The organism is Candidatus Pelagibacter sp. HIMB1493 (genome assembly GCF_052047995.1).
Taxonomy (GTDB): Bacteria; Pseudomonadota; Alphaproteobacteria; order Pelagibacterales; family Pelagibacteraceae; genus Pelagibacter.
In genome coordinates, this window is sequence record NZ_JBNAIP010000001.1 from 306669 (window position 1) to 330229 (window position 23561).

The 23561-nt window shown below is 30.1% G+C and carries 28 protein-coding genes and 1 pseudogene; 20 read left to right on the top strand and 9 right to left on the bottom strand.

Going from position 1 to position 23561, the window contains the following annotated elements; genetic code table 11:
- Positions 1 to 3: 3 nt before the first annotated feature.
- Together ACTTBK_RS01535 and ACTTBK_RS01540 are read right to left on the bottom strand one after the other, a co-directional pair.
- Positions 4 to 345 carry a hypothetical protein gene (locus ACTTBK_RS01535; protein ID WP_440618282.1) on the bottom strand — a complete coding sequence of 114 codons (342 nt, stop codon included), beginning with the start codon at positions 343 to 345 and terminating at the stop codon, positions 4 to 6.
- Between the two features lie 468 nt (positions 346 to 813).
- On the bottom strand, positions 814 to 1341 hold the full coding sequence (locus ACTTBK_RS01540; RefSeq protein ID WP_440618283.1) for an adenine phosphoribosyltransferase: 528 nt from the start codon (positions 1339 to 1341) through the stop codon (positions 814 to 816).
- A 33-nt stretch (positions 1342 to 1374) separates the two neighbouring features.
- Between ACTTBK_RS01540 and ACTTBK_RS01545 the strand changes: the two genes are divergently transcribed.
- From ACTTBK_RS01545 to ACTTBK_RS01580, 8 genes are read left to right on the top strand one after another with little or no spacing between them, the layout of a single operon-like run.
- On the top strand, positions 1375 to 2247 hold the full coding sequence (locus ACTTBK_RS01545; protein ID WP_440618284.1) for an S-methyl-5'-thioadenosine phosphorylase: 873 nt from the start codon (positions 1375 to 1377) through the stop codon (positions 2245 to 2247).
- Positions 2244 to 3314 carry an S-methyl-5-thioribose-1-phosphate isomerase gene (gene mtnA / locus ACTTBK_RS01550; RefSeq protein ID WP_440618285.1) on the top strand — a complete coding sequence of 357 codons (1071 nt, stop codon included), beginning with the start codon at positions 2244 to 2246 and terminating at the stop codon, positions 3312 to 3314. The genes ACTTBK_RS01545 and mtnA overlap by 4 nt, the downstream gene beginning before the upstream one ends.
- Complete coding sequence (locus ACTTBK_RS01555; RefSeq protein ID WP_440618286.1) at positions 3311 to 3946, top strand: class II aldolase/adducin family protein; 636 nt, start codon at positions 3311 to 3313, stop codon at positions 3944 to 3946. The genes mtnA and ACTTBK_RS01555 overlap by 4 nt, the downstream gene beginning before the upstream one ends.
- Complete coding sequence (speD, locus tag ACTTBK_RS01560; RefSeq protein ID WP_440618287.1) at positions 3946 to 4986, top strand: adenosylmethionine decarboxylase; 1041 nt, start codon at positions 3946 to 3948, stop codon at positions 4984 to 4986. The genes ACTTBK_RS01555 and speD overlap by 1 nt, the downstream gene beginning before the upstream one ends.
- A gap of 57 nt (positions 4987 to 5043) precedes the next feature.
- Complete coding sequence (locus ACTTBK_RS01565) at positions 5044 to 5895, top strand: transporter substrate-binding domain-containing protein (protein ID WP_440614231.1); 852 nt, start codon at positions 5044 to 5046, stop codon at positions 5893 to 5895.
- 44 nt (positions 5896 to 5939) lie between these two features.
- Positions 5940 to 6632: an ABC transporter permease gene (locus ACTTBK_RS01570; protein ID WP_440618288.1), complete on the top strand. Its 693-nt coding sequence runs from the start codon at positions 5940 to 5942 to the stop codon at positions 6630 to 6632.
- Positions 6632 to 7309: an ABC transporter permease gene (locus tag ACTTBK_RS01575; protein WP_440618289.1), complete on the top strand. Its 678-nt coding sequence runs from the start codon at positions 6632 to 6634 to the stop codon at positions 7307 to 7309. The genes ACTTBK_RS01570 and ACTTBK_RS01575 overlap by 1 nt, the downstream gene beginning before the upstream one ends.
- A 1-nt stretch (position 7310) precedes the next feature.
- Entirely contained in the window at positions 7311 to 8099 is a 789-nt protein-coding gene (locus tag ACTTBK_RS01580; protein WP_440618290.1) for a phytanoyl-CoA dioxygenase family protein, read from the top strand.
- On the opposite strand, the gene ACTTBK_RS01585 is transcribed toward ACTTBK_RS01580, so the two are convergent.
- Complete coding sequence (locus tag ACTTBK_RS01585) at positions 8089 to 8478, bottom strand: DUF6165 family protein (RefSeq protein ID WP_440618291.1); 390 nt, start codon at positions 8476 to 8478, stop codon at positions 8089 to 8091. The two genes, ACTTBK_RS01580 and ACTTBK_RS01585, sit on opposite strands and share 11 nt — an antisense overlap.
- Positions 8479 to 8510: 32 nt before the next feature.
- On the opposite strand from ACTTBK_RS01585, the gene ACTTBK_RS01590 reads away from it, so the two are divergent.
- Positions 8511 to 9452: a glycosyltransferase family 9 protein gene (locus ACTTBK_RS01590; RefSeq protein ID WP_440618292.1), complete on the top strand. Its 942-nt coding sequence runs from the start codon at positions 8511 to 8513 to the stop codon at positions 9450 to 9452.
- On the opposite strand, the gene ACTTBK_RS01595 is transcribed toward ACTTBK_RS01590, so the two are convergent.
- Entirely contained in the window at positions 9442 to 10515 is a 1074-nt protein-coding gene (locus ACTTBK_RS01595; RefSeq protein WP_440618293.1) for an AbrB family transcriptional regulator, read from the bottom strand. The two genes, ACTTBK_RS01590 and ACTTBK_RS01595, sit on opposite strands and share 11 nt — an antisense overlap.
- A gap of 80 nt (positions 10516 to 10595) precedes the next feature.
- Between ACTTBK_RS01595 and ACTTBK_RS01600 the strand changes: the two genes are divergently transcribed.
- From ACTTBK_RS01600 to ACTTBK_RS01610, 3 genes are read left to right on the top strand one after another with little or no spacing between them, the layout of a single operon-like run.
- Positions 10596 to 11576: a tripartite tricarboxylate transporter substrate binding protein gene (locus ACTTBK_RS01600; protein WP_440618294.1), complete on the top strand. Its 981-nt coding sequence runs from the start codon at positions 10596 to 10598 to the stop codon at positions 11574 to 11576.
- Between the two features lie 28 nt (positions 11577 to 11604).
- Entirely contained in the window at positions 11605 to 12075 is a 471-nt protein-coding gene (locus ACTTBK_RS01605; protein WP_440618295.1) for a tripartite tricarboxylate transporter TctB family protein, read from the top strand.
- The gene (locus ACTTBK_RS01610; RefSeq protein WP_440618296.1) at positions 12072 to 13571 is read left to right on the top strand and encodes a tripartite tricarboxylate transporter permease; all 1500 of its coding nucleotides are present in this window, start codon (positions 12072 to 12074) and stop codon (positions 13569 to 13571) included. Before ACTTBK_RS01605 ends, ACTTBK_RS01610 begins: the two co-directional genes overlap by 4 nt.
- Here the strand turns inward: ACTTBK_RS01610 and ACTTBK_RS01615 are convergent.
- From ACTTBK_RS01615 to ACTTBK_RS01625, 3 genes are read right to left on the bottom strand one after another with little or no spacing between them, the layout of a single operon-like run.
- On the bottom strand, positions 13568 to 14458 hold the full coding sequence (locus ACTTBK_RS01615; RefSeq protein ID WP_440618297.1) for a DMT family transporter: 891 nt from the start codon (positions 14456 to 14458) through the stop codon (positions 13568 to 13570). The two genes, ACTTBK_RS01610 and ACTTBK_RS01615, sit on opposite strands and share 4 nt — an antisense overlap.
- On the bottom strand, positions 14455 to 15537 hold the full coding sequence (locus ACTTBK_RS01620; RefSeq protein WP_440618298.1) for a glycosyltransferase family 4 protein: 1083 nt from the start codon (positions 15535 to 15537) through the stop codon (positions 14455 to 14457). Before ACTTBK_RS01620 ends, ACTTBK_RS01615 begins: the two co-directional genes overlap by 4 nt.
- A complete protein-coding gene (locus ACTTBK_RS01625) occupies positions 15537 to 16091 on the bottom strand; it encodes a thioredoxin family protein (protein ID WP_440618299.1) in 555 nt (184 codons plus the stop codon). The genes ACTTBK_RS01620 and ACTTBK_RS01625 overlap by 1 nt, the downstream gene beginning before the upstream one ends.
- A gap of 20 nt (positions 16092 to 16111) precedes the next feature.
- On the opposite strand from ACTTBK_RS01625, the gene ACTTBK_RS01630 reads away from it, so the two are divergent.
- Genes ACTTBK_RS01630 through ACTTBK_RS01640 form a run of 3 tightly spaced genes read left to right on the top strand, consistent with a single transcriptional unit; the run spans position 16112 to position 17871 of the window.
- A complete protein-coding gene (locus ACTTBK_RS01630; protein WP_440618300.1) occupies positions 16112 to 16624 on the top strand; it encodes a gamma carbonic anhydrase family protein in 513 nt (170 codons plus the stop codon).
- Between the two features lie 11 nt (positions 16625 to 16635).
- Positions 16636 to 17553, top strand: a complete 918-nt coding sequence (locus ACTTBK_RS01635; protein ID WP_440618301.1) for an ROK family protein — start codon at positions 16636 to 16638, stop codon at positions 17551 to 17553.
- Positions 17554 to 17580: 27 nt separating this feature from the next.
- Positions 17581 to 17871: a DUF1330 domain-containing protein gene (locus ACTTBK_RS01640; RefSeq protein WP_262589034.1), complete on the top strand. Its 291-nt coding sequence runs from the start codon at positions 17581 to 17583 to the stop codon at positions 17869 to 17871.
- Here the strand turns inward: ACTTBK_RS01640 and ACTTBK_RS01645 are convergent.
- Complete coding sequence (locus ACTTBK_RS01645) at positions 17868 to 18473, bottom strand: flavin-binding protein (protein ID WP_440618302.1); 606 nt, start codon at positions 18471 to 18473, stop codon at positions 17868 to 17870. The genes ACTTBK_RS01640 and ACTTBK_RS01645 overlap by 4 nt on opposite strands.
- A gap of 3 nt (positions 18474 to 18476) precedes the next feature.
- On the bottom strand, positions 18477 to 19352 hold the full coding sequence (locus ACTTBK_RS01650; protein ID WP_440618303.1) for an NAD(P)-dependent oxidoreductase: 876 nt from the start codon (positions 19350 to 19352) through the stop codon (positions 18477 to 18479).
- A gap of 11 nt (positions 19353 to 19363) precedes the next feature.
- Between ACTTBK_RS01650 and ACTTBK_RS01655 the strand changes: the two genes are divergently transcribed.
- From ACTTBK_RS01655 to ACTTBK_RS01675, 5 genes and pseudogenes are all read left to right on the top strand, one after another.
- Positions 19364 to 20572: an MFS transporter gene (locus tag ACTTBK_RS01655; RefSeq protein ID WP_440618304.1), complete on the top strand. Its 1209-nt coding sequence runs from the start codon at positions 19364 to 19366 to the stop codon at positions 20570 to 20572.
- Between the two features lie 44 nt (positions 20573 to 20616).
- Positions 20617 to 20997: pseudogene (gene rpoZ / locus ACTTBK_RS01660) on the top strand (DNA-directed RNA polymerase subunit omega); the annotation flags it as partial.
- A 180-nt stretch (positions 20998 to 21177) separates the two neighbouring features.
- Complete coding sequence (gene dusA, locus ACTTBK_RS01665) at positions 21178 to 22170, top strand: tRNA dihydrouridine(20/20a) synthase DusA (protein WP_440618305.1); 993 nt, start codon at positions 21178 to 21180, stop codon at positions 22168 to 22170.
- A 40-nt stretch (positions 22171 to 22210) separates the two neighbouring features.
- Positions 22211 to 22996, top strand: a complete 786-nt coding sequence (locus ACTTBK_RS01670; RefSeq protein WP_440618306.1) for a sulfite exporter TauE/SafE family protein — start codon at positions 22211 to 22213, stop codon at positions 22994 to 22996.
- 2 nt (positions 22997 to 22998) lie between these two features.
- Entirely contained in the window at positions 22999 to 23409 is a 411-nt protein-coding gene (locus tag ACTTBK_RS01675; RefSeq protein WP_440618307.1) for an HIT domain-containing protein, read from the top strand.
- The last annotated feature ends 152 nt before the right edge of the window (positions 23410 to 23561 follow it).

A 23561-nucleotide genomic window follows, 5' to 3' on the forward strand; every position in this document is an offset into this window, starting at 1 on the left:
TTTTTAATTTACAGATTTAAGAATTTTAACACCATCTTTTGCAGAGTTTATATACTCATTGATGGTAGTAACTTTTTTTACTTGAAAACCATTGTTTTCTATAATTTTCTTAAATTCATCTTCTGTAATGTTTGCTTTATTTTTTGAAGCAACCATTGCAACTCCTTCTGGCCAAGCTACTTGAACATGAGTTTTAACACCAGCTTTATCTGTCAAAGCTTTTAAAAGTTTAATTTGGCAATCCATACAAACTAAACCATTAACCTTTCCAAGAACAGTTTCAGCACTGCAGGTAATTGTTGAAGAAAATAACAATATTAAGAGAGCTAAAATATTTTTTTTCACATTAATATTTTTACTTTTTTTTTGCTAAGTTTAAATTAATAAAATAAGCGATGTTGTTCAATTTGAGTTTTTTTATCTGTTATTCCAACAAATTGGTATAACTGAAATAGCGTTTTCGCTATCTTTAGTTTTTACAATTCACATTATTTCATTCAATGTTTGAAATTATTAATATATTTTTTTATCAAAGCTTAAGGATATTTGTAGGAGTTTTCTTATAGGTTTTATTCTATTTTCTTTGTATTTTAAATTTATTAAATAATATTTAATTGTTTAATAAAATATCTTTGCTCCATATACGCTCCAATGACATTGGTTCTTGACTAAGATTCTTTAATTTGATTCAATGTCACCAGAAAAGAAAGAGAGCATTTACAGGAGTAATTGTTCTAGATGAGTAGAGCAGGGTTCATGGCGATAGACTCATAAGCCCGAGGTCAGTGGTTCGATCCCACTTCCCGCTACCATTTAATGACCTGGAAATTCAATTAAATTTTCAACTTTATAGTTTTTATTAACTAAGTTATCTGATCCACCTAAATCAAATAAATTAATAACAAAAACAAATGCAGCTACTTTTGCATCACACATTTCAACCAATTTAGCAGCAGCTTCTGCGGTACCACCTGTCGCAATTAAGTCATCAATTATTAAAACAGACTCATCTTTTAAAATAGAGTCTTTATGAACCTCAATAGTTGCAGTGCCATACTCTAATTCAAAATCTACAGAATGGACTTCAGCTGGTAATTTATTTTTTTTTCTTAACATTATAAAAGGTTTTTTAAGTATATAAGAAACGGCAGAGGCAAACACGAAACCCCTTGATTCTATTGCAGCAATTTTATCAATTTTGTATTTTTTAGATCTTTCAATGATTTGATTAATTGTTTCAGCAAAAGCTTCCTCGTTTTTAATTAGAGTAGTTATATCCCTAAATAGAATACCTTTTTTAGGATAATCAGGAATTGATCTAATATGATCTTTTAAATTCATAATACTCAATTATAAATAAATATATTTAAAATTATGACAACAAATAAATTAGCAATAATTGGTGGAAGTGGTCTGTATGATGTTGAAGAATTTACTAACAGAGAATTATTAGAAATAAATACACCTTGGGGCAAACCATCTGATCAAATATTAAAAACTAATTATAATAATAAAGAAGTTTATTTTTTGCCAAGACATGGGAGAGGGCATTTTATTCCTCCATCGAATATAAATTTTAGAGCAAATATTGATGCTTTAAAACAGTTAGGTGTTACTGATATTGTTTCAGTTTCAGCCGTAGGATCTCTGAAAGAAGAATTGCCACCTGGAAAATTTGTTATTGTTGATCAATTTATTGATAGAACTTTTGCAAGAGTAAAAACTTTTTTTGATGATGAAATCGTTGCTCATGTATCTATGGCACATCCTACATCTAATGGATTAATGAATGCTTGTGAAGATGCGATTAAAAAATCCAATATAGAATATCAAAGAAATGGAACCTATGTTGTTATGGAGGGTCCTCAATTTTCTACATTGGCAGAATCTAATTTATACAGATCTTGGAAAGCAGATGTAATTGGTATGACCAATATGCCTGAAGCAAAATTAGCAAGAGAGGCAGAAATTAGATATGCCTCAGTTTCAATGGTTACAGATTTTGATTGTTGGCACCCAGATCATGAAAATGTTGATGTTCAACAAGTGATTAAAGTCTTATTAGGAAATGCTGAAAAAGCAAAAGTTATGATTAAAAATTTAATTGATAATTTTGAAGATCATATAGATCCAAATGATCCAACCAATAATTGCTTAGATGTAGCTATTATTACTGCTCCGGAAAAACGAACCCAAAAAACAATAGATAAGTTAAAAACGATTGCAGGTAGAGTTTTGAATAAATGAGAATTCAAGGAAAAGAATACCGAACAATATGGTACGAGGATAAAATAGTAAAAATAATTGATCAAACAAAACTTCCACATCAATTTATAATAAAAGATCTTAAATCAGTTAAAGATGCAATAAATGCAATCAAGATTATGGAAGTTAGAGGTGCTCCTTTAATTGGGGCAACAGCTGCTTACGGAATAGTTTTGGCTATTCATGAGAACAACTCTCAAGAATTTATAAATAAATGTTCAGAAGAGTTAATTAAATCAAGACCTACAGCAATAAACTTAAAATGGGCAGTTGATCGTATGATGAAAAAATTATCTGGCATCAATAGTGATCAAATTTTAGATTTAGCTTTAAAAGAAGCTAAAGAAATTTGTGATGAGGATGAAAAATTTTGTGAGAATATTGGTATTAATGGATTAAGAATAATTGAAGAAATTTATAATAAGAAAAAAAGTACAGTAAATATTTTAACTCATTGCAATGCAGGTTGGTTAGCAACTATTAATTGGGGAACAGCAACTTCTCCAATTTATCATGCTCATAAAAAAGGAATTCCAGTTCATGTCTGGGTAGATGAAACAAGACCAAGAAACCAAGGTGCAAATTTAACCTCATATGAGCTAAACGAAGAAGAAATTCCAAATACAATTATTGCTGATAATACTGGAGGGATTTTAATGCAAAGAGGCGAAGTTGATATGTGTATTGTTGGAACAGATAGAACTTTGTCCAATGGAGATGTATGCAATAAAATTGGAACTTATCTAAAAGCTTTAGCTGCACATGATAACAAAGTCCCTTTTTATGTTGCACTTCCAAGTTCAACAATTGATTGGAATATCAAAGATGCAAAAGACATTCCTATTGAAGAAAGAAATTCTGAGGAATTGTCTCATGTTGAGGGTATTGATGAAAACAATCAAGTTAAGAAAGTTTTGATATACCCACAAAAAAGTAAAGCAATGAATTTAGCTTTTGATGTAACTCCTGCAAAATATGTAAGTGGATTAATTACTGAAAGAGGAGTATGCAAAGCTTCCACCAATGGATTAAAAAACTTATTCAAATGAAAAATTTAAGTTCTGAAATTATTCGATATTCAAAAATGTTGAATACAAAAAAATTATCAGCTTTAAGATCTGGAAATATCTCAGTAAGGTATAAAAATGGTTTTCTAATTACCCCGTCTGGAAAAAAATACTCAACTTTAAAAAATAAAGATATAGTGTTCGTTACATTGGACGGTAATTTTGACAAGAAAAAAGGTATTCCTTCCTCAGAATGGAAATTTCATCAAGATATTTATAAAAATAAAAAAGAAGCTAAAGCAATTGTTCATGCTCATTCAACAAATGCAACTGCTGTATCTACTCATAATAAAGGGATACCTCCTTTTCATTACATGGTTGCAATGGCTGGTGGCAATGACATTAAATGTGCAAAATATGCAACCTTTGGAACAAGAGAGTTATCTAAAAATATTTTAAGAGCTCTAAAAGGGAGAAAAGCTTGTTTAATTGCAAATCACGGTCAGATTGCATTTGAAGATAATTTACCAAAAGCTTTTGAGTTAGCTGAAGAGGTTGAAAATATATCGCTTCAGTATATAACGAGCCTGAAATTGGGTAAGCCTAAAATTCTTTCTATAGCAGAAATGAATAAAGTTTTATCCAAAGCTAAAAATTATAAAAAGGATAGCTAATGACCAAAGTTGGAGAGCATATAACTCTAGACATCATTGGGACTACAAAAGAGTACGATCCTTCTGTTTATGAAAAAGTAATTCATGAAATTGCAAAAGCTGCAAAAGTTACAATATTAAATATTTCTAAATATAAATTTGAACCACAAGGTTTCACAATATTGGCTCTTTTAGCAGAAAGCCATATTAGTTTTCATACATTTCCTGAAAAAGGAATAATCAGTTTTGATTTTTTTACTTGTGGAAAAGTAAGTCCGACAGTTGCAATCAATATAATTAAAAAAGAATTTGAACATACAAGAATTGTTAAAAAAGAATTTAATAGAGATACAAAATCACTTTATCATGACATTTATAGTTCTCCAGGTTTACAAAAATCTTATGTAGTAAATGATGTTTTGGAAGATTTTAAATCCAAAGTTGGTCAACATATTGAAATTTTAGATCTTGAGCAGTTTGGAAAATCATTGTTTATAGATGGTGAAATTCAAGTTGCTGCAACCGATGAACACTTATACAGCTCTACATTTGTTGGTTCAGGTTTAAATTTAAACAAAGATAATGAAAGAGCAGCTATCATCGGAGGTGGAGATGGTGGAGTTGCAAGAGAATGTATTTCAAAAAATTTTAACTTTACTGATTGGTATGAGTTAGATCCAGAAGTTGTAGATGTTTGCAATAAACATCTTGGTGATATTGGAAAAAAAGCTACAGAAAAAAATTCAGTTAAATGTGTATGGGGAGATGCATTTGAAAGTATTAAATCAGTTGCTGATGATACTTACGATCATATTTTTGTCGATCTTAATGATGATCAGTTTTGCATCGATCTTGCGGCAAAAAATATGGATTCATTGGTGAGAATATTAAAACCAAAAGGAGTAATTACAGCTCAAGTTGGTAGTCAGGATAAAAAACCTAAGCAAGTTGATAGTTGGTTAAATGTCTTTAATCAAAATTTTGGTAATGCTAAATTATCTAGAGTTTACATACCAAGTTTTGATTGTGCTTGGAATTTTTCATCATCAATAAATCATTAATTTTTCTTTTTTCTTTCTAAAAATTGTGAAATAATTATTCCAATTAAAGGAGAAAATATGAATATATTCAAAAAAACTATTTTAACAGTTCTAGCTTCTTTTTTGATCATCGGAAATGTTTCTGCTGAGAAAATTAAAATTGGAACTGAAGGTGCTTATCCTCCATGGAATTCAAAAGATGCTTCTGGCAATTTAATTGGGTTTGAGGTTGAGCTAGCTCAAGAGCTTTGTAAAATTATGAAGTATGAGTGTACAATCGTTGAGCAAGATTGGGATGGTATGATACCTGCATTAGTAATGAGAAAATTTGATGCAATCATGGCCGGCATGTCAATCACTGATGAAAGAAAGAAAACAATTACTTTCTCACAAGGTTATGCTGATGAAGTTGCATCTCTTGCTGTAATGAAAGGTTCAAGCTTAGAAGGCATGGATACACCAGAAGGTATCAATTTATCTTTAGGTGGTTCTAGTGTTAAAAAAGCACTTAAAACTCTAACTGATGCTCTTGCTGGAAAAACAGTCTGTACTCAAACAGGTACAATTCACCAAAACTTTTTAGAATCTGGTGATGTTGGCAGTGTAAATGTTAGAACTTACAAAACTCAAGACGAGGTTAACTTAGATTTAACTTCTGGAAGATGTGATGTTGCACTTGCTGCAGCTGTAGCGTTTACAGATTATGCAGATAAATCTGGTAAGCCAGTTGTTTTAGTTGGACCAACTTTTTCAGGAGGTGCATTTGGAAATGGAGTTGGTGTTGGAATCAGACAAGCTAGTGATAGCAAAATCGGAAAAAGAGACGCTAAAATCTTAAAAGATTTCAATAAAGCAATTAACAAAGCTAGAAAACAAGGAATAATAAGCAAACTTGCAATTAAACATTTTGGTTTCGACGCTTCTATGTAATTAATTTTGGATTTGGCGACTATAATATATAGTCGCCAGTCTATATGGAACTTCTTGCATTTGGAAAAACAGGTTGGGGTGACGAGTTATTTTACGCAACCTTAATGACTGTTGCTGTATCTGTTACAGCGATGTTAGTTGGCTTCCTGTTTGCTTTAATTTTTACTCCTCTTAAACTTTCAAAATATAAAACACTAAACTTTATAGGTAATTTTTACACGACAGTAATTAGAGGTGTGCCAGAACTATTAGTAATATATTTATTATTTTTTGGGGGGAGTGGTGCAATCATGTATGTTGCATCAATATTTGGTTATTACGAATACATAGAGATTAATGCATTTATTACTGGCGCAGTTGCGATTGGTATAATTTCAGGAGCTTACTCAACAGAAGTTTTTAGAGGAGCCATTCAGTCTATTGATAAAGGGCAGTTCGAAGCTGCTAAAGTTTTAGGAATAAGCAAGTTTGGTCAATTTTATAAAATAATTCTTCCTCAAATGTTAAGATTAGCAATTCCAAATTTAAGTAATGTTTGGCAAATTACTTTGAAGGATACCTCTTTAATATCAGTAACTGGTTTGGTCGAAATCATGAGACAATCTTATATTGCTGCAGGATCTACAAGAGATCCATTATTTTTTTATTCTTTTGCAGCAGTTTTATATTTATTGCTCACTTACATAAGTATGAAGTTAATTAATAAATTAGAAGCAAAATATAGTAGGGGTTATTAATGGATTTTGATTTAATGATCACTAGTTTTCCAAAACTCTTAGGAGCAACTGTTCTTACTTTAAAACTTTTATCAGCATCTTTGTTTTTTGGATTATTTCTTGGATTATTTTTTGCAATCTTAAGATTAAACAAAAATATATTTATTAATAAATTTGCTTATGGATACTCTTATGTTTTCAGAGGTACTCCTTTATTAGTTCAAATTTTTATTATCTACTTTGGATTAGGACAAATTGAATATTTAAGATCAACAGTTTTATGGGTTGTTTTAAAAGAGCCTTATTGGTGTGCAATTATTGCCTTTACATTAAATACAGGCGCATACACGTCTGAAATCTTAAGATCTGCATTTCAAACTATAAAACCAGGAATTATTGAAGCTGGGAAAAGTCTAGGTATTTCAAACAAAATTATATTTTATAAAATTCAAATACCTATTGCGATTAGACAATCACTCCCAGCATACGGAAATGAAATAATTTTAATGATGAAAGGCACTTCATTAGCAAGCACAGTAACACTAATGGACTTAACTGGTGTTGCTAAATACATCATATCAACAACATTTAAGCCTATAGAAGTATTTATTGTGGCTGGTGGAATATATTTGTTTATGACTTTTGTTATTCATAATGTGATTAAGTATTTAGAAAAAAAATATAGCTTCCAACAATAAAATGTATCTTTCTCAAAAACAGATTGATGATTATCAAAATCTTGGTGCAATAATAATTAAAGGTGCATTTAAAGATTGGATTGAGCCATTAAGAAATGGTTTTCAAAAAGTTTTAGACAACCCTAGTCAACATGGAAGGGAAAATGTGAGTGTGAATGAGGGAAGATTTTTTGAAGATTATTGCAATTGGGAAAGAATAAAAGAATTCAAAAATTGTATGTTTAATTCTCTTGCTGCTCAAATAGTTGCTGAAGCTACAAATTCAAATTCTATACAAATTTTTCATGACCATCTTTTTATAAAAGATCCAGGTACAAACAAAGAAACACCTTGGCATCAAGACATGCCATATTATTGTGTTGATGGAGATGATACAGGAAGTTTTTGGATACCATTAGATGAAGTAAATAAAGAAAATAACCTTAAATTAATTTTAAGATCACATAAATGGAAAAAACTTTTAAGACCTACTAAATGGTCTAATGATCAACCTTGGTATGAAGATGACAGTTCATTTATGAGTCTTCCAAAAAAAGAAGGATTTGAAGAAGATGTATTAGTTCCTGACCTAAAATTAGGTGATGCAGTTTTATTTAATTTTAAAACTGTTCATGGTTCCACAGGAAATCAAAGTTCTCAATCTCGTAGAGCATTTTCTATGAGATTTATAGGTGATGATGTTACTTTTGTTAAAAGAAGTGGTCCAACATCACCCCCATTTGATGGAATTAATTTAAAATCAGGAGATCTGATGAGAGAGGATTGGTTCCCAAAAGTTTTTAGTAACTAGTATACTCTTTAATCTCTTTAATAGCAGAGCCAGTATGGTTATTCATTTCTAATTTTATTTTTGCACGATCATCATTTAAAAAATGAACGTCTCTAGAAAGTTTTATAAATTTTTCTCCAAAATCTTTATTTTTTTCACAATCTCTCTTGTCATCTTCAATAACCCAAAGTTTAGCATTTATATCTTTTAAGTCTTGAAATAATTTTTCAAGTTTCTCATCAGACTTAACATTTTTTTCTAACTGATTTTTAAGAATAGAGTGCTCGTTATTTATAAAACTTAATTTTTCTGGGTCTTTAATTTTACCTTGTTTAATTTCTAATATTGAAATCTTATCTAAAAGCTCTCCAACTGAAACCTCTACTATAATTTTATTCATAAAACTTTATACTATGTTAAGTTGTTAGAATTATGTCTAATATTTTAGTTATTAAACATGGATCCTTAGGCGATATAGCTCAAGCATGTGGGGCAATTCAAGATATTTCTGAAAATCATAAAGATGATCAAATTCACTTATTAACAACAAAACCTTATTTTGAACTATTTAAAAAAAACCCACATATTTCAAATGTTATTCTAGATAAGAGATTATCAAAGATTAACTTAATTTATTTATATTTACTAATGAGAGAGATTAAAAAACATAATTTCTCAAAAGTTTATGATCTTCAAAATTCTAGCAGAACATCATTTTACAAAAATATATTATTTCCTAAAGCTGACAAAACTATTTGGTGTTCAACAGAAACAACTCTACCAGAAGGAACAACTAAAAAAGATTTTGATAAAGATTCTGTTCTTTCAAGATTTGATCATCAGTTAAAATCTTCAGGAATTAATACCAATCATACAATAAAACCAGATTTTTCATGGAGTACAGTTGATATTTCAGAAATAAAAAAAAAATATGAACTAGATAAATACATAATACTTTTTCCTTTTTGCTCACCTCATTTAACTTCAAAGAAATGGCCTTACTATAACGACCTAATCGCTATGATTAATAAAAAATTCGAGAATAAATTTAAAGTAGTTTCTGCACCTGGACCAGATGAAATTAAAGATGCAAAAAATATAAATGCTTTATGTGTTTTAGATAATGGCAAAGCTTTAAATATTTCACAATTATCTGCATTGATTAAAGATAGTTCATTTGTGGTCGCTAATGATACTGGACCCGCTCATATAACCGCACACTTAGGATCAAGGGGTGTTGCTTTATTTGGTTCTCACACTACTCCATTTAAAGTCAGTATTGAAAGAGATAACTTTACAGCAATACAAGCCCCCGAATTATCAAAACTCTCAGCAGAAAAAGTTTTTGAAAGACTTTCTAAAATTATTTCTTAATTTTTTCTAAAACTCTTAAAAATATTGGAACTGTGAAAAGTATAAACAGCAATCTTATTATATGGTGAAAAGCAACAAAGTCTGGGTCTAAATCAAAAGCAATTGCTATAACTGCCACTTCATAAATTCCTCCAGGACTAAAAGATAATATTAAAGTTAAAATATTTGTATCAACAAAGAATGTCGCAACATAGGCTGCAATCAAACCCAATACTACCAAAATAGTGGTAGCCACAATACTATGAAGAGAATTATTGGCTATCTCTTTAATAGTTTTTTCAGCAAATCTACATCCAACAGAAGAACCAAGAATTAACAGACAAAAATTTACTGTTTCGTCTGGCAATTTATACGTTGCTACATCTGTAATTTGTAATAGGCCACTTGCAAATAATGTTCCTGATAATAAGGCTGCTGGCACTCTAATTTTATCAAAAACAAAAATAAAAAATAAAGATGCAATAATAAGTAAAATTAAATTTAAATGATTTTGAGCCAAGTAATTAAATTCACCATTTAATAAAACATCATTGTCAGTATTGTTTACGATAATAAGTGGAATTACAGTTATAATAATGATCAATCTAATTAAGTGAGAAGTTGCAACTTGAGATAAATCCGTTTTTTCATTTTCTGCTAAAATCATTAATGGACCTAAAGCACCAGGAGCAGCAGAAAATATAGAGGCTTTGTTACCGTAATTTGCAAATTTTTGCAGATACTTAGCAACAACTAAAATACAGATTATTATGTAGATTAGCATAATTATCGAAGTCCAAATCCAATCAAACATTTGATTAAATAGATTTTGATCTATGTAATTTCCAATATGCAAACCTAAAATTATCAAGATAAAACTTAATACAATTTTAGGCATAATGATTTTTAGTCCTGATAATGCAGCAATTGATGTAATAATCATTGGACCTAAAAACCAAGCAAGTGGAATATTGAATTGTTCCGCAATTATTGCACTTGGTACACTTATCAAAAAAACAGTTAGAAATTTTAATGTAAATAACTGAGACAAATTTTTTTTGATTTTCTGAGTCGATGAATTCATCTTTAAATTTCTATATGATTGACACTACCTTATATTAAATGTTTAATATAATTTAATTAATAAACAAGAAGAGAGGTATTATGAGTAATCTTAAAAAATTATTTTCAGTATTATTCTCATCAATCTTACTATTCTCAGCAACAACTACTAGCTCAGTAGCAATTGATAAATTGCACTTTGTAATCGGTGGTGGTGCTGGTGGTGGTTGGGATGGAACTGCTAGAGGTACTGGAGAAGCTTTAACAAAAGCTGGTATGTTAAAAAGCGCATCATTTGAAAATATGTCAGGTGGTGGTGGTGGTAAAGCACTTGCTTACATGATTAATACTAAACCTGCTAATACAGTGTTAGTTCAATCTACACCATTAGTATTAAGATCAATTACTAGACACGAAGGTTATGTAAAAGGTAGTGGAACTTTATCTTATAAAGATGTTGTGCCGATTGCTGGTGTAATTGGTGACTACGGTGCTATTGCAGTTGCGAAAAACTCACCTTACAAAAACTTCAAAGATGTAGTTGATGCATACAAAAAAGATCCAAGCTCAATTAAAATGGCTGGTGGATCAGTAAGAGGAAGTATGGATCATTTAATTGGTGCTTTAGCATTCCAAGCTGCGGGTGCAGATCCAAATGCTGTTGCATACATTCCTTATGATGCTGGTGGAAAAGCTTTAGCTGGACTTTTATCTGGAGAAACTCAAATCATTTCAACTGGTTTAGGTGAATTGATGGGTGCAAGAGACCAAGTAACAATTATTGGTATTACTGCTCCTTCAAGAGTTTCTGATGCACCAGATGCACCAACTCTTAAAGAACAAGGGTATGATGTACAATTCGTTAACTGGAGAGGTTTCTTTGGCCCTCCAGGTATGAGCAATGCTGATAAAGCAGCAATTGCAAAAATGCTTGGCGATGTACAAAAAACTCCTGAATGGGAAACAGTGAGAGCAAGAAATGCATGGGTTAATATTTATAACCCTGAAGGTAAGTTTGTATCTTTCTTAGAAAAGCAAACTGAAGAAATGACTGCTCTTATGAAAAAACTAGGAGTTATCTAACCTTTGGTTAGAAAGTAAAATTAGAGCAGTGAATATAAATACTACAAAAATTATATCACTGCTCTTTTTTGTTTTTTCTGCATTCTATTTATATTTAGCTTATCAAATTCAAGTTTTTACATTTGATGAAAATGCTCCATTTAATGCTAGAACATTTCCAATTTATTTAGGTTATGCAGGATTATTTTTTTCTGGATTAAAACTTATTTTACCAGACCCAAATACAATTAAAGTAGAGCATAAAAATTTAGAGTATAAAAAAACTGGTATACTTATACTGATTGCAATTATTTACGGAGCTACAATTTTAAAAGTTGGTTATTTTTTAACCACTTCATTATTTTTATTTGCTTCATATTATTTTTTAGGAGAACGAAGGTGGATTTTAATGTTTTTATTATCCTTTCCATTTGTTGCTGCCTTCATGTATTTGCTTCATGGTATTCTTGATATTTATTTAAGAGATCCATTTCTACAATTAATTGGAGTGATGGGATGATTGAAGGAATACTAATTGGATTAACAACAGCACTTACACTCCAAAATATACTAATGGTTATGGTTGGTTGTTTTTTTGGAACAATCATTGGAATGCTTCCTGGTCTTGGTCCAATGACTGCAATAGCTTTAATGATACCTATTACATATGGTTTTGAACCCGCAACTGGATTAATTTTAATGGCTGGAGTTTATTATGGAGCAGTATTTGGAGGTTCAACTTCTTCAATATTATTAAATGCCCCCGGTGTTCCAGGAACAGTTGCAACTTCATTTGATGGTTATCCAATGGCACAGCAAGGTAAGGCTGGAAAAGCTTTAGCAATAGCTGCATGGAGTTCATTTGCAGGAGGAACATTATCTGCAATTTATTTATTATTTATGGCACCAAGTTTATCTAAAGTAAGTTTATCTTTTAGATCACCTGATTATTTTGCTTTGATGATTTTAGGTTTAACGGCTATTGCAGCTTTTTCATCTAAAGGACAATTTTTAAAAGCAATGATGATGGTTGTTTTAGGTTTGATGTTAGCTTCAGTTGGTCAAGACAGTTTGTCTGATATCACAAGATATACATTTAATAATATGAATCTAACTGATGGGATTAGCTTTGTACTAGTTGTGATGGCAACTTTTGCGATGAGTGAAGCTTTAACAATTATTTTAAAGAGAAATGATCCAACAACTGCTGCTAAACAAGTTTCTTTAACTGAACTTGGTTCAATTAAAATCAATAAAGAAGAACGAACTAAAATGTATAAAACAATCCCAAGATCATCAGTAATTGGTTTTTTAATTGGTGTTTTACCTGGAGCTGGCGCAACTATTGCATCCTTTTTAGCTTATGGAATGGAACGAAACGTAGTTAGTGATGAAGAGAAAGAAAAATTTGGTAAAGGAAGTGTAAATGGTTTGTCAGCACCAGAAACTGCAAACAATGCTGCTTGCTCTGGTTCTTTTGTGCCAATGCTTACTTTAGGAATTCCTGGGAGTGGAACCACAGCAGTAATGCTTGGGGCTCTTTTAGGTTTTGGTGTTCAGCCTGGTCCTAGACTTTATATGACTAATCCAGAGATTTTTTGGTCAATAATTATGTCTATGTATATTGGAATGGTAATTCTTCTTATATTAAACTTACCTCTCATTCCCTATATAGCTAGAATTCTTGCTGTACCTAAAAATTATTTAATTCCTTTAATTTTATTTTTCTCTGTTACTGGGATTTATGTGATGTCATTTAATAATTTTGACATCTATTTAATGATTGGGATTGCAGTAGTAGCAACTTTTTTAAGATTATATGATTTCCCTATGCCACCTTTGATACTAGCTTTTGTACTTGGTGGATTGATGGAGGAAAACTTGAGACGTTCTTTATTATTGAGTAATGGTTCGTGGGAATTTTTGTGGGACAGAACATTAACTGCATGCATCCTAGCAACAACAATTTTAATTGTATTTTGGCACATTTATAAAACCTTTAAGAAGAAAAATTAAGATTTAATATCTATTCGTTTTCTAATAATTTCTTTATTAAGTTTCATTTCACGGTATGACATAATGAAAACTCCTAAAAATATTATACTTGCACCAATCCAAGTGAAGAGATCAGGGATTTCGCTAAATACAAAGTAACCAATTAGAGATGCAAATACTAAACTTAAAAAAGAATAGGGTTGGGTCATGCTTACATCCACTAGTTTATAGGCATGATTAATACAAAGATGCAACAATGTACCAGATAGACCTGCAAAAAATAAATAAATCAAAGTTTGTAAACTAGGTGTTTGCCAATAAAACAATGCAATAATGAAACTAAAAATAGTCATATAACAGTATCCATAAGATAAAATTGTAATCGAACTATCGTCTTTTGTTATAGTTTTTGTAATTATAATCACTATTGACCACATAAAAGAAGATGCCAGTGCCATATACACTCCAATAGAGATGTCAATAATACCTGGTCTTAAAATTACCAGCATACCAATAAATCCTAAAACTAGTGCAAAACTTCTGTAGATATAAATTTTTTCTCCAAGAAACAAAACAGCCAAAATAGTTACTATGAAAGGAACAACAAAAGATATTGCAGTAGCTTTTTCAATTGGCATCATAGTTAAAGCTGAGAAATATAAAAGCATTGAAGGCAAGTTTAAAACTGCTCTAAGAAAATGTTTTTTATGATGATTTGATTTAAAAACTGCAAATTTAGTTTTTAACATATAAGGAAAAATAATCAGGAAACCAAATAAAAATCTAAAAAAACCTGCTACATACACATTAACTTCCTCTTGTGCTAATTTTAAAAAAGTTAACATTAATGTTCCACAAAAAACAGAGATTATAATTAAAAAAATTGCTAATTTATTATTCGAAATCAATTTAATATTTTTTTGTATTCTTCAATTATTTTTGACCATTGAAATTTATTCACAAATTCTTTTGCATTTTTTCCATGTTCTAAATATTTTTTATTTTCTAACATTGAATTAATTGAAGAATAAATATCATCAAGATTATTTCCATCACATATTAAACCAGTATTTTCATGATTTATTGCATCTGCCGCACCTCCATCTTTACCACCTATAGATGGTACACCGTACTGTGCTGCTTCAACATATGCAATTCCAAACCCTTCAACAGATTTTTTATGAATTATAGAAGGCATTACAAATAAATTTGATTTAGCAACAAGAGCATTTTTTAAATCATCACTTATATCTTTAAAAAACATTACTTGTTCATCTAAATTTAATTCTTTTACTAATTTTTTAATATTTTCTTCTTCATCACCGTATCCAATACAAATGTAGACAATATCTGGATAAATTTGTTTTAGATTTCTAAGAGCCATCACTACTTTTTCATGATTTTTCCTTTTATCAAATCTTGAAACAGTAATTAATCTAGGAGTTTTGACTTTTAATAAGCTTTCAACTTTTTCTAATGATTTTTCGTTTAATTCTTTTGCTAGATCTACTCCACAATTTATAACAACAATTTTATTTTCATTAACACCACATTCAATAGCAAGGTTTTTAGTATATTGTGAGTTAGCAATAACTTTTTCTACATTGTTAAGAACATTTAAAACTCTTTTGTTTTGATTGGATCCTTTAGGATGATTGATTTCTTTACCATGTATAAGACAATATTTTTTTTTTGAAGTTTTAATAAGCTCTAAACTTTTCCAATGATCTCCAATTATTCCTTCAACCTTATTCTCTTTGATAAATTCATTAATTAATTGAGCTTTTCTATATTTTCTAAGAAGTTTTATTCCACCAACTCTTTCAATTGAAAACGAAGCTTGTTCGTCAAAATCTTTATGATTATCAATATAATCTGCAAAAACTTTTATCATAAAATTTTTAGACAACTCTCTTGATAAACCCCACATCAAGCTTTGCATTCCACCAAGTTCAGGAGGAAAAGATCTAGTAACAATTAAATACATTAATTAGTTTTCCACTTTATGCTACAACCAGCACTAGGAATTTGGTCTTTAGGACCTTCACCCGTTCCAGCAATTTGCTTCATAGCTTTTAACAAATCACTTTCACCTTCTTTAACAGGTATAAGATTTCTTAACTCTCTTAATCTTCCACGATATTGAAGCTCTAAATTTTTGTTATATCCAAAAAAATCTGGTGTACAGACAGCATCATATGCTTTTGCGATATTTTGTGTTTCGTCGTTTAAGTAAGGAAAATTAAAATTATTATCTTTAGAAAATTTAATCATATTTTCAAAAGAGTCTTCAGGATAATTTTCTGCATCATTTGCACAGATAGCAACTGAATTTATTCCAATTTTTTTTAATTCATTACAATCTTCAACTATTTCTTTTGTAACTGCTTTTACATAAGGGCAATGATTGCAAATAAACATTATCAAAGTTCCGTTTTTTCCTTTGATGTCTTCTAAAGAAAGAATTTTATTATCTGTTGATTTTAATTCAAATGGAATGGCTTTTTGACCAAAATCACATATTGGAGTTTGTATTGGCATACTGTAAGAATATATAAATTATGTTTTATGATTTAAAAGATAAAAAACCAAAAAACTCTGGCGAAAATTGGGTAGCTCCTAATGCAACTATAATTGGAGATGTTACATTGGAGAAAAATACAAGCATTTGGTTTAATGCTGTTTTAAGAGGCGATATAGAAAATATTCACATAGGTGAGGGATCTAATATTCAAGATGGTAGTGTTTTACACACAGATCCTGGCTGTCCGTTAAGAGTAGGAAAAAATGTTACTGTAGGTCATTTAGTGATGCTTCATGGATGCACCATTGGAGATAATAGTTTAATTGGAATTGGAGCAGTAATTTTGAACAAAGCAAATATTGGAAAAAACTGTATCATTGGAGCAAAAGCATTAATTACTGAGAATAAAGTGATACCTGACAATTCCTTAGTAGTTGGTTCTCCAGGAAAAGTTATAAGAGAAGTGACTGCTGAAGAAAAAAAAACTGTAGAGGAAAACACTAAACACTACCAAGATAACTGGAAGAAATATTCAAAATCAATATTTTAAATATTAAATCTATGAATAAAAAATTTAAAATTGGTATTGATTATGGAGGTACTAAGATTGAAGGAATTTTAATTGATGATAAAGGAAATCAAATTGAAAGAAAAAGATATATACACGAAAAAAATTATAATTCTGGAATTCAAATAGTAAAAAAACTTGTTGATGAATTTGATAAAATTAGCAACCAAACTTGCAGTGTAGGGCTAGGCTTGCCAGGATTTTCATCAAGAGACACAGGGCTAGTAACTAACGCTAATTGTTTGTGGTTAAATGATAAGCCATTTGAGAAGGATTTAGAAATTGCTTTAAATAGACAAGTAAAATTAATGAATGACGCTAATTGCTTAACTTTATCTGAAGCAATAGATGGTGCAGGAAAAAATTATGAAACTGTTTTTGGAATAATAATTGGCTCTGGTTTAGGTGCGGGTTTGTCTCACAAAAAAGAAATTATTGAAGGAGCTAATCAAATAGCAGGAGATTGGGGACATCAACCATTACCTTATCCAACTGATGAAGAAATTAAACTAGACGTTAAATGTCCCTCAGGAAATTGTGGAAGACCCTTATGTGCAGAGCAATTTATTTCAGGAACTGGTTTTACAAATATATTTAATAAAAAATATAATACAAATCTTACAACAAAAGAAATTGTAGAATTAGATAAAAATAATGATGATCGTGCTAATTTAGAATTTTCTTTATATGAGGATAGAATGGCAAGATTATTAGCTGTAATGATTGGTATTTTTGATCCTGGTGCGATTGTTTTAGGTGGAGGTATGTCAAATATTGAAAGATTTTATAATAACATTCCAAAATTAATTCCCAAATATACATTTGCAAAAAAAATAGAAACGAAAGTTTTAAAAAATTTACACGGTGACTCAAGTGGTGTGAGGGGAGCAGCTTGGCTTTGGAATAATTAACAGAACAATTAATAAAGGAAGGGAATTATGTCAGCAGGTTACGTTATAGCTCAATTAAAAGTTACAAATCCAGAAAACTATAAAGAATATGTGGCTAAAGTTACAGAGGTTGTAAAAAAATTTGGTGGAGAATATCTAGTTAGAAATGGTGAATATCAAGTAGTAGAGGGCGAAGATAATTTTCCAAGATTAGTAATCATTAAATTTCCATCATATGAAAAAGCTTTAGAATGGTATCACTCTGATGAGTATAAACCAGTTAAAGATATTCGTCTTCAAAACTCTGAAGGAAGCAATATAATTGTAAAAGGGATTTAAGGTACTAACCAGGTATCTATATTGTTTACTAAATCAAATTTTGCTCTTCGATGACCTTTAGCGGCTAAATATAACCATTCTATTGATTTTATTTTGCACTGAATAACCGTAAAATTTTTGTAACCTTCTTCACTTTGTTCTTTAGTGTAATCAAAATTATCAAGCTCAGGTTTCAGTCCAGATGTAGGAGTATCAGACATAGTTCCTGGTCCTTTATCAACTAAATAACATTTTCTAGATATGTGTTGGGTTTTTGACCAAGATTCTTTAGTAATTTCGTTATTATGATTAATGGTACACTCTACTTTTAGCCTAACCTGAATTTTTTCATCTTTATCATAAAACAACATTGCTGCATTATTGTTAGATTTTAATTTTCCAATTTTATCAGAACGAATATCGCTATGATACTGAACTAAGTTATTAGATTGATCTGATTTTCGAAGAACTACAATTCTACCATCTAAATCAGATTGGCTACCACATATAAATACAGGTATTCTGAAAGACGAGCTTCTGTCTTTGACAGCATTATTTAACATAGACCAAATTTTCTTTTTGATCTCTACAAAGTCCTCATAATAAGGAACGGTATCAGTCACAGATTATTTTTTCTTTTTTAATCGAGCAATAAGAGCAGAACTGTCCCAACGGTTACCACCCATTTCTTGTACCTCAGCGTAGTAGCCATCTATGATTTCTGTAATTGGCACAGGTGAACCATTTCTTTTTGCTTCTTCAATTGCAATTTTTAAATCTTTTCTCATCCAGTCAATTGCAAATCCATAATCAAACTTATCATCAGTCATAGTTCGATATCTATTTTCCATCTGCCAAGACTGTGCTGCACCTTTAGATATAGTTTCCATTACTTTATCCATATCTAAACCTGCGTTTATTCCAAAATTAATTGCTTCTGATAAACCTTGCACTGCTCCAGCTATACACATTTGGTTCATCATTTTAGTAAGTTGACCACTTCCACAGGATCCAATTAATTTTACTTTTTTACTGTAGCAATCAATTACTGGCTCTGCTTTTTTAAAAACTTCTTCATCACCACCAACCATTACAGTAAGTATTCCACCCTCCGCACCAGACTGACCTCCAGATATAGGTGCATCTAAAAATTCAAAACCTTTGTCTTTTGCAGCTTTATATAATTCTCTGGATACTTCTGCAGATACAGTTGAGTTATCAATAAATATTGATCCAGCTTTTGCTGTGTTAAATAATCCATTCTCTCCTGTAGCTACTTCTCTTAAGTCATTATCGTTACCCACACATGTAAAAATAAAATCTGCACCTTCTGCTGCTTGAGCAGGAGTATCAGCCATTTTACCTTTGTATTCACCAATCCATTTTTCAGCTTTTGATTTTGTTCTATTAAAAACAGTTACATTGTGTCCGGCTTTTGATATATAACCAGCCATCGGGTAGCCCATAACCCCAAGACCTATGAAAGCAACATTAAAAGTCATAATTTTTATCTATGTTTAAAAGTTTAAGTTTAAAAGTAATTTTATTTGGTTTTATTTTTACATTTTTTTCAAGTTTTGGACAGAGTTATTTTCTTGGTTTGTTTAACACTAGTATTAGAGAAGCTCTTTCTATATCTCATGGACAATTTGGTTCAATTTATGCTTCCGCAACTTTATGCAGTAGTTTTATTTTAATATGGGTTGGAAAAAAAATAGATGATTTTAGTACAATTAAATTTGCATATTTTGTAATTATATCATTAAGCATATCTTCATTTATATTTTCTAAAATAAATTCAATAGTTTTTTTATTTTTAGCAATTTTTTTAATGAGGTTATTTGGTCAAGGGTTAATGTCTCATACTGCTAGTACTACAGTTTCAAGATATTTTGATAAATCAAGAGGAAAAGCATTAAGTACATCTTGGCTAGGTTTGTCGTTAGCAGAATTTATTTTACCAGTTTTAATAGTATATTTTTTAACATTCATACATTGGAGAGAATTATGGGTAGTATTTTCTTTAATTATTATTTTATTTCTTCCTGTTGTCTCAATGTTTTTAATAAATAATTTAAATATTAATTCTAGAGAATCTGACAGTAATAATAATTCTCAAGAAGACACAATTAAACAATGGTCCAGAGGAGAAGTGTTAAAAGATTATAAGTTTTATATTATTTGTGGAAACCTATTAGCAATGCCATGGATTTTCACAGGATTTGCAGTTTTTCAGTCTTTTGTTCAAATTTCTAAGGGGTGGGGTCCATATGTGATAGCTCAATCTTTTATGGCCTATTCGATATGTTCTGTTTTGACTTTATTTATAACTGGTATTTTAATAGATAAGTTTTCAAGCAGGAAATTATTAATTTTTACAAACATTCCTATGTTGATTGCTGCTTTGATATTGATATTTTTTGATCATCCTATCGTTTCATTTATTTTTTTAGGATTATTGGGAATGACCAATGGTTTTGCAAATGTTTTAGGTACATCTACATGGGCAGAATTATATGGTGTAAGATTTATTGGAGGAATAAAGGCTATGACTTCTGCTTTAATGGTTTTCTCCACTGCTTTTGGAACTGCTTTGTATGGATTTTTAATAGACAAAGGTTTTGGTATTGAACAAATTGCTACTTTTTCCGCAATATACGTTGGATTTATGCTTGTACTTTTATTCATGATAAAAAATAAGTTAAATCCTCATTATTTATAAAAATATCCCTTGATTTTATTAGACTCACTGTGTAGATACTGCGCATGGCTAGAGTAACAGTAGAAGACTGCATTGATAAAGTAGAAAGTCCTTATGAATTAGTTTTAGTAGCTAAAGAGAGAGCTACTCAACTTAATGCTGGTTTAGAACCGACAATAGATAGGGATAATGACAAAAATACAGTGATATCTTTAAGAGAAATTGCTGAAGAAAAAATTAAAGTATCAGATTTAACCGAAAGCGCTGTTTACAAACTTAGAAAACATGTTGAACAAGTTGATGACGGGGTAGAAGATGATGAAGATATTGGTGATGATTTTGAAAATCTTTACAAAGGAGAAATTTCAAAAAGTGGTACTCCAATTTTACCATCTAAAAGAGCAAGAAAAACTCCAGAAAAAATTCAAGTATCAAAGGAAGATTTAGCTGAATTGTCTGAAACAGCTGCACCTGAAGTTGATGCTGCAGTTGGCCAAGAAACTATGAATGAACAAGGTGAAGTTTCATTAGATGAAGTTTCAGAATCAGAAAATCAAGAAGCAGATGTTGCTTCTGAAGATCCAGAAGCTTCAAACTCATAAAAAAATAATATAAAGTCTTAGTTAATGAATAGGTTAGTATCAGTTGCTCCTATGATGGACTGTACAGATCGTCATGAACGATATTTTTTAAGACTAATATCCAAAAATATACTTCTTTATACTGAAATGGTTGTCGATGAAGCGATCAATAGAGGTGATAAAAAAAAATTACTAGAATTCAATATCAATGAAAAGCCAGTTGCACTCCAATTAGGTGGATCTTCACCTAAGTTACTTGCTGAGGCAACAAAAGTTGGAGAAGACTTTGGTTACGATGAAATTAATTTAAATTTAGGATGTCCAAGTAGAAAAGTAGAGAAAAATAGATTTGGTGCTTGCTTAATGAAAGAGCCAAACTTAGTTGCAGATTGTTTAACAGAGATGCAATCAAAAACTAAATTACCTGTAACCATAAAAACTAGAATTGGATATGACAATGTCGAAGATTATGAAAACTTACATAATTTTATATCTACTCTTAAATCTACAGGTATTAAAACTTTTATAATCCATGCAAGAAAAGCTATGCTTGGTAAATTTACGCCCAAACAAAACCTAAACATTCCACCTTTAAAATATAATTTTGTTTATAAATTAAAAGAAGATTTTCCAAATGAAGAAATAATTATAAATGGAGGAATAACTTCTGTTGATCAAATTAAACCACATTTAGAAAAAACAGATGGAGTAATGATTGGAAGAGCTGCTTATCATACACCTTATTTGTTAGCAGATATTGAGAGAGAAATTTTTAATAATGATGATATTCCTAGTAGGCAAGACGTTATTGAACAGTTAATACCTTACGTAAAAGATGAATTGAAAAAAGGAACTCGTTTAAACCAAATCATGAGACACACATTAGGTTTATTTCACGGCCAATCTGGTGCTAGTCACTGGAAAAGATATTTAAGTGAAAATATGTGCGTGAGAGATGCTGATGTAAAAAAAATTGATCATATAATGGATAAAATTAAATACAACAATGTTGATATGAGAGAAGGTCAATCTGCTTAGTTCGATCTTAGCAAATGAATATATCTATATTGTTTTATTAATGGTTTTGACTGCAATTCCAGTTGGATTTGTAGCTGGCCTTTTTGGTATCGGTGGCGGTTTAATAACTGTCCCATTTCTTTATTACATATTTGGTAAACTTGGAATTGATCAAGCTTATATAATGCACTTAGCGGTAGGAACTTCTTTTGCAATAATAATTCCAACATCAATAGTTTCAGTTTTAACCCATCATAAATTTAATTCAGTCGATTTTAATGTAGTCAAAAGCTATGGTTTTTTTGTAGTTGCAGGAGTTGTTTTGGGAACAATTTTTGCTGCAACTTTCAAAACAAAATCATTAGTACTTTTTTTTGCAATCGTAATTTTTCTTTTAGGAATTTATTTACTTACGATTAAAGAAAAAGAACAAAATGTAATATCTGAAATGAAATTGTATTTAAAAATAATACTTGGCGCGATTGTTGGATTTATTTCAGCTATAACAGGTATAGGTGGTGCTGTTATGAATGTACCAATACTTAAATTTTTCGGTTATTCAATCAATAAAGCAATTGGTAGCGCCGCAGCGATTGGTTTTTTAATTGCACTATTTGGTGCTACAGGTTTTTTTATTTCAGGAAGTTATTTAAAAACAAATTTACCATTTAGTATTGGATTTTTAAATGTACCAGCTTTTTTAATCTTTATTCCGATTACAACTTTTATGGCAAGACTAGGTGCAAGAACAGCTCATAGAATAGATAAAAATAAAATTAGTAAATTACTTGCTATTTTCTTACTAATCGTAGCAGTTAGATTTTTTTACGAATATATTAAATTATAAGCATGTCGTTTAAGTTAGATAGGAAATTTTTAAAGACTTCACATAATCTTATTGATCTTAAATTATGCACTATTAGGCTAAACGATAACTCTAAATTTCCATGGATAATTCTAATTCCCAAAAGAAATAAGATTACCGATATAAGCGACCTAAATTCTAAAGATCAAACTCTGCTAATGAAAGAAATTGTTTATGTAAGTAAAGTAATGAAAAAATTATTTAAAACTTCGAAGCTCAATGTAGAAAAAATTGGAAATATTGTTCCTCAGTTGCACATACATATTATTGCTAGAAGTAAAAATGATAGTTCATGGCCATTATCTGTATGGGTTGTTAAAGGAAAAAACTACTCAAAAACAGCTCTGAAGGTAATAGTAGATAAATTAAGAAAAGCTCTGAATAAAAAGAGGTGACTTCAGTCTCCCTCCATCACCTCAATTAATTTTTTTAAATGATTCTTTACAGTTGTATGAACACTTATTAGTTGAAAATTTACTTTATTAACTTATTTAAAAACAAACAATTTAAAGTTGTATTTAGTCTAAAAAAACTCAATTTAATCACA

Coding starts and splice junctions, on each gene's coding strand:
- ACTTBK_RS01540 (WP_440618283.1), bottom strand. CDS start 1,341: ATGAATTTAAAAGATCATATTAGATCAATTCCTGATTATCCTAAAAAA.
- ACTTBK_RS01545 (WP_440618284.1), top strand. CDS start 1,375: ATGACAACAAATAAATTAGCAATAATTGGTGGAAGTGGTCTGTATGAT.
- mtnA (WP_440618285.1), top strand. CDS start 2,244: ATGAGAATTCAAGGAAAAGAATACCGAACAATATGGTACGAGGATAAA.
- ACTTBK_RS01555 (WP_440618286.1), top strand. CDS start 3,311: ATGAAAAATTTAAGTTCTGAAATTATTCGATATTCAAAAATGTTGAAT.
- speD (WP_440618287.1), top strand. CDS start 3,946: ATGACCAAAGTTGGAGAGCATATAACTCTAGACATCATTGGGACTACA.
- ACTTBK_RS01565 (WP_440614231.1), top strand. CDS start 5,044: ATGAATATATTCAAAAAAACTATTTTAACAGTTCTAGCTTCTTTTTTG.
- ACTTBK_RS01570 (WP_440618288.1), top strand. CDS start 5,940: ATGGAACTTCTTGCATTTGGAAAAACAGGTTGGGGTGACGAGTTATTT.
- ACTTBK_RS01575 (WP_440618289.1), top strand. CDS start 6,632: ATGGATTTTGATTTAATGATCACTAGTTTTCCAAAACTCTTAGGAGCA.
- ACTTBK_RS01580 (WP_440618290.1), top strand. CDS start 7,311: ATGTATCTTTCTCAAAAACAGATTGATGATTATCAAAATCTTGGTGCA.
- ACTTBK_RS01585 (WP_440618291.1), bottom strand. CDS start 8,478: ATGAATAAAATTATAGTAGAGGTTTCAGTTGGAGAGCTTTTAGATAAG.
- ACTTBK_RS01590 (WP_440618292.1), top strand. CDS start 8,511: ATGTCTAATATTTTAGTTATTAAACATGGATCCTTAGGCGATATAGCT.
- ACTTBK_RS01595 (WP_440618293.1), bottom strand. CDS start 10,515: ATGAATTCATCGACTCAGAAAATCAAAAAAAATTTGTCTCAGTTATTT.
- ACTTBK_RS01600 (WP_440618294.1), top strand. CDS start 10,596: ATGAGTAATCTTAAAAAATTATTTTCAGTATTATTCTCATCAATCTTA.
- ACTTBK_RS01610 (WP_440618296.1), top strand. CDS start 12,072: ATGATTGAAGGAATACTAATTGGATTAACAACAGCACTTACACTCCAA.
- ACTTBK_RS01620 (WP_440618298.1), bottom strand. CDS start 15,537: ATGTATTTAATTGTTACTAGATCTTTTCCTCCTGAACTTGGTGGAATG.
- ACTTBK_RS01625 (WP_440618299.1), bottom strand. CDS start 16,091: ATGCCAATACAAACTCCAATATGTGATTTTGGTCAAAAAGCCATTCCA.
- ACTTBK_RS01630 (WP_440618300.1), top strand. CDS start 16,112: ATGTTTTATGATTTAAAAGATAAAAAACCAAAAAACTCTGGCGAAAAT.
- ACTTBK_RS01635 (WP_440618301.1), top strand. CDS start 16,636: ATGAATAAAAAATTTAAAATTGGTATTGATTATGGAGGTACTAAGATT.
- ACTTBK_RS01640 (WP_262589034.1), top strand. CDS start 17,581: ATGTCAGCAGGTTACGTTATAGCTCAATTAAAAGTTACAAATCCAGAA.
- ACTTBK_RS01650 (WP_440618303.1), bottom strand. CDS start 19,352: ATGACTTTTAATGTTGCTTTCATAGGTCTTGGGGTTATGGGCTACCCG.
- ACTTBK_RS01655 (WP_440618304.1), top strand. CDS start 19,364: ATGTTTAAAAGTTTAAGTTTAAAAGTAATTTTATTTGGTTTTATTTTT.
- dusA (WP_440618305.1), top strand. CDS start 21,178: ATGAATAGGTTAGTATCAGTTGCTCCTATGATGGACTGTACAGATCGT.
- ACTTBK_RS01670 (WP_440618306.1), top strand. CDS start 22,211: ATGGTTTTGACTGCAATTCCAGTTGGATTTGTAGCTGGCCTTTTTGGT.
- ACTTBK_RS01675 (WP_440618307.1), top strand. CDS start 22,999: ATGTCGTTTAAGTTAGATAGGAAATTTTTAAAGACTTCACATAATCTT.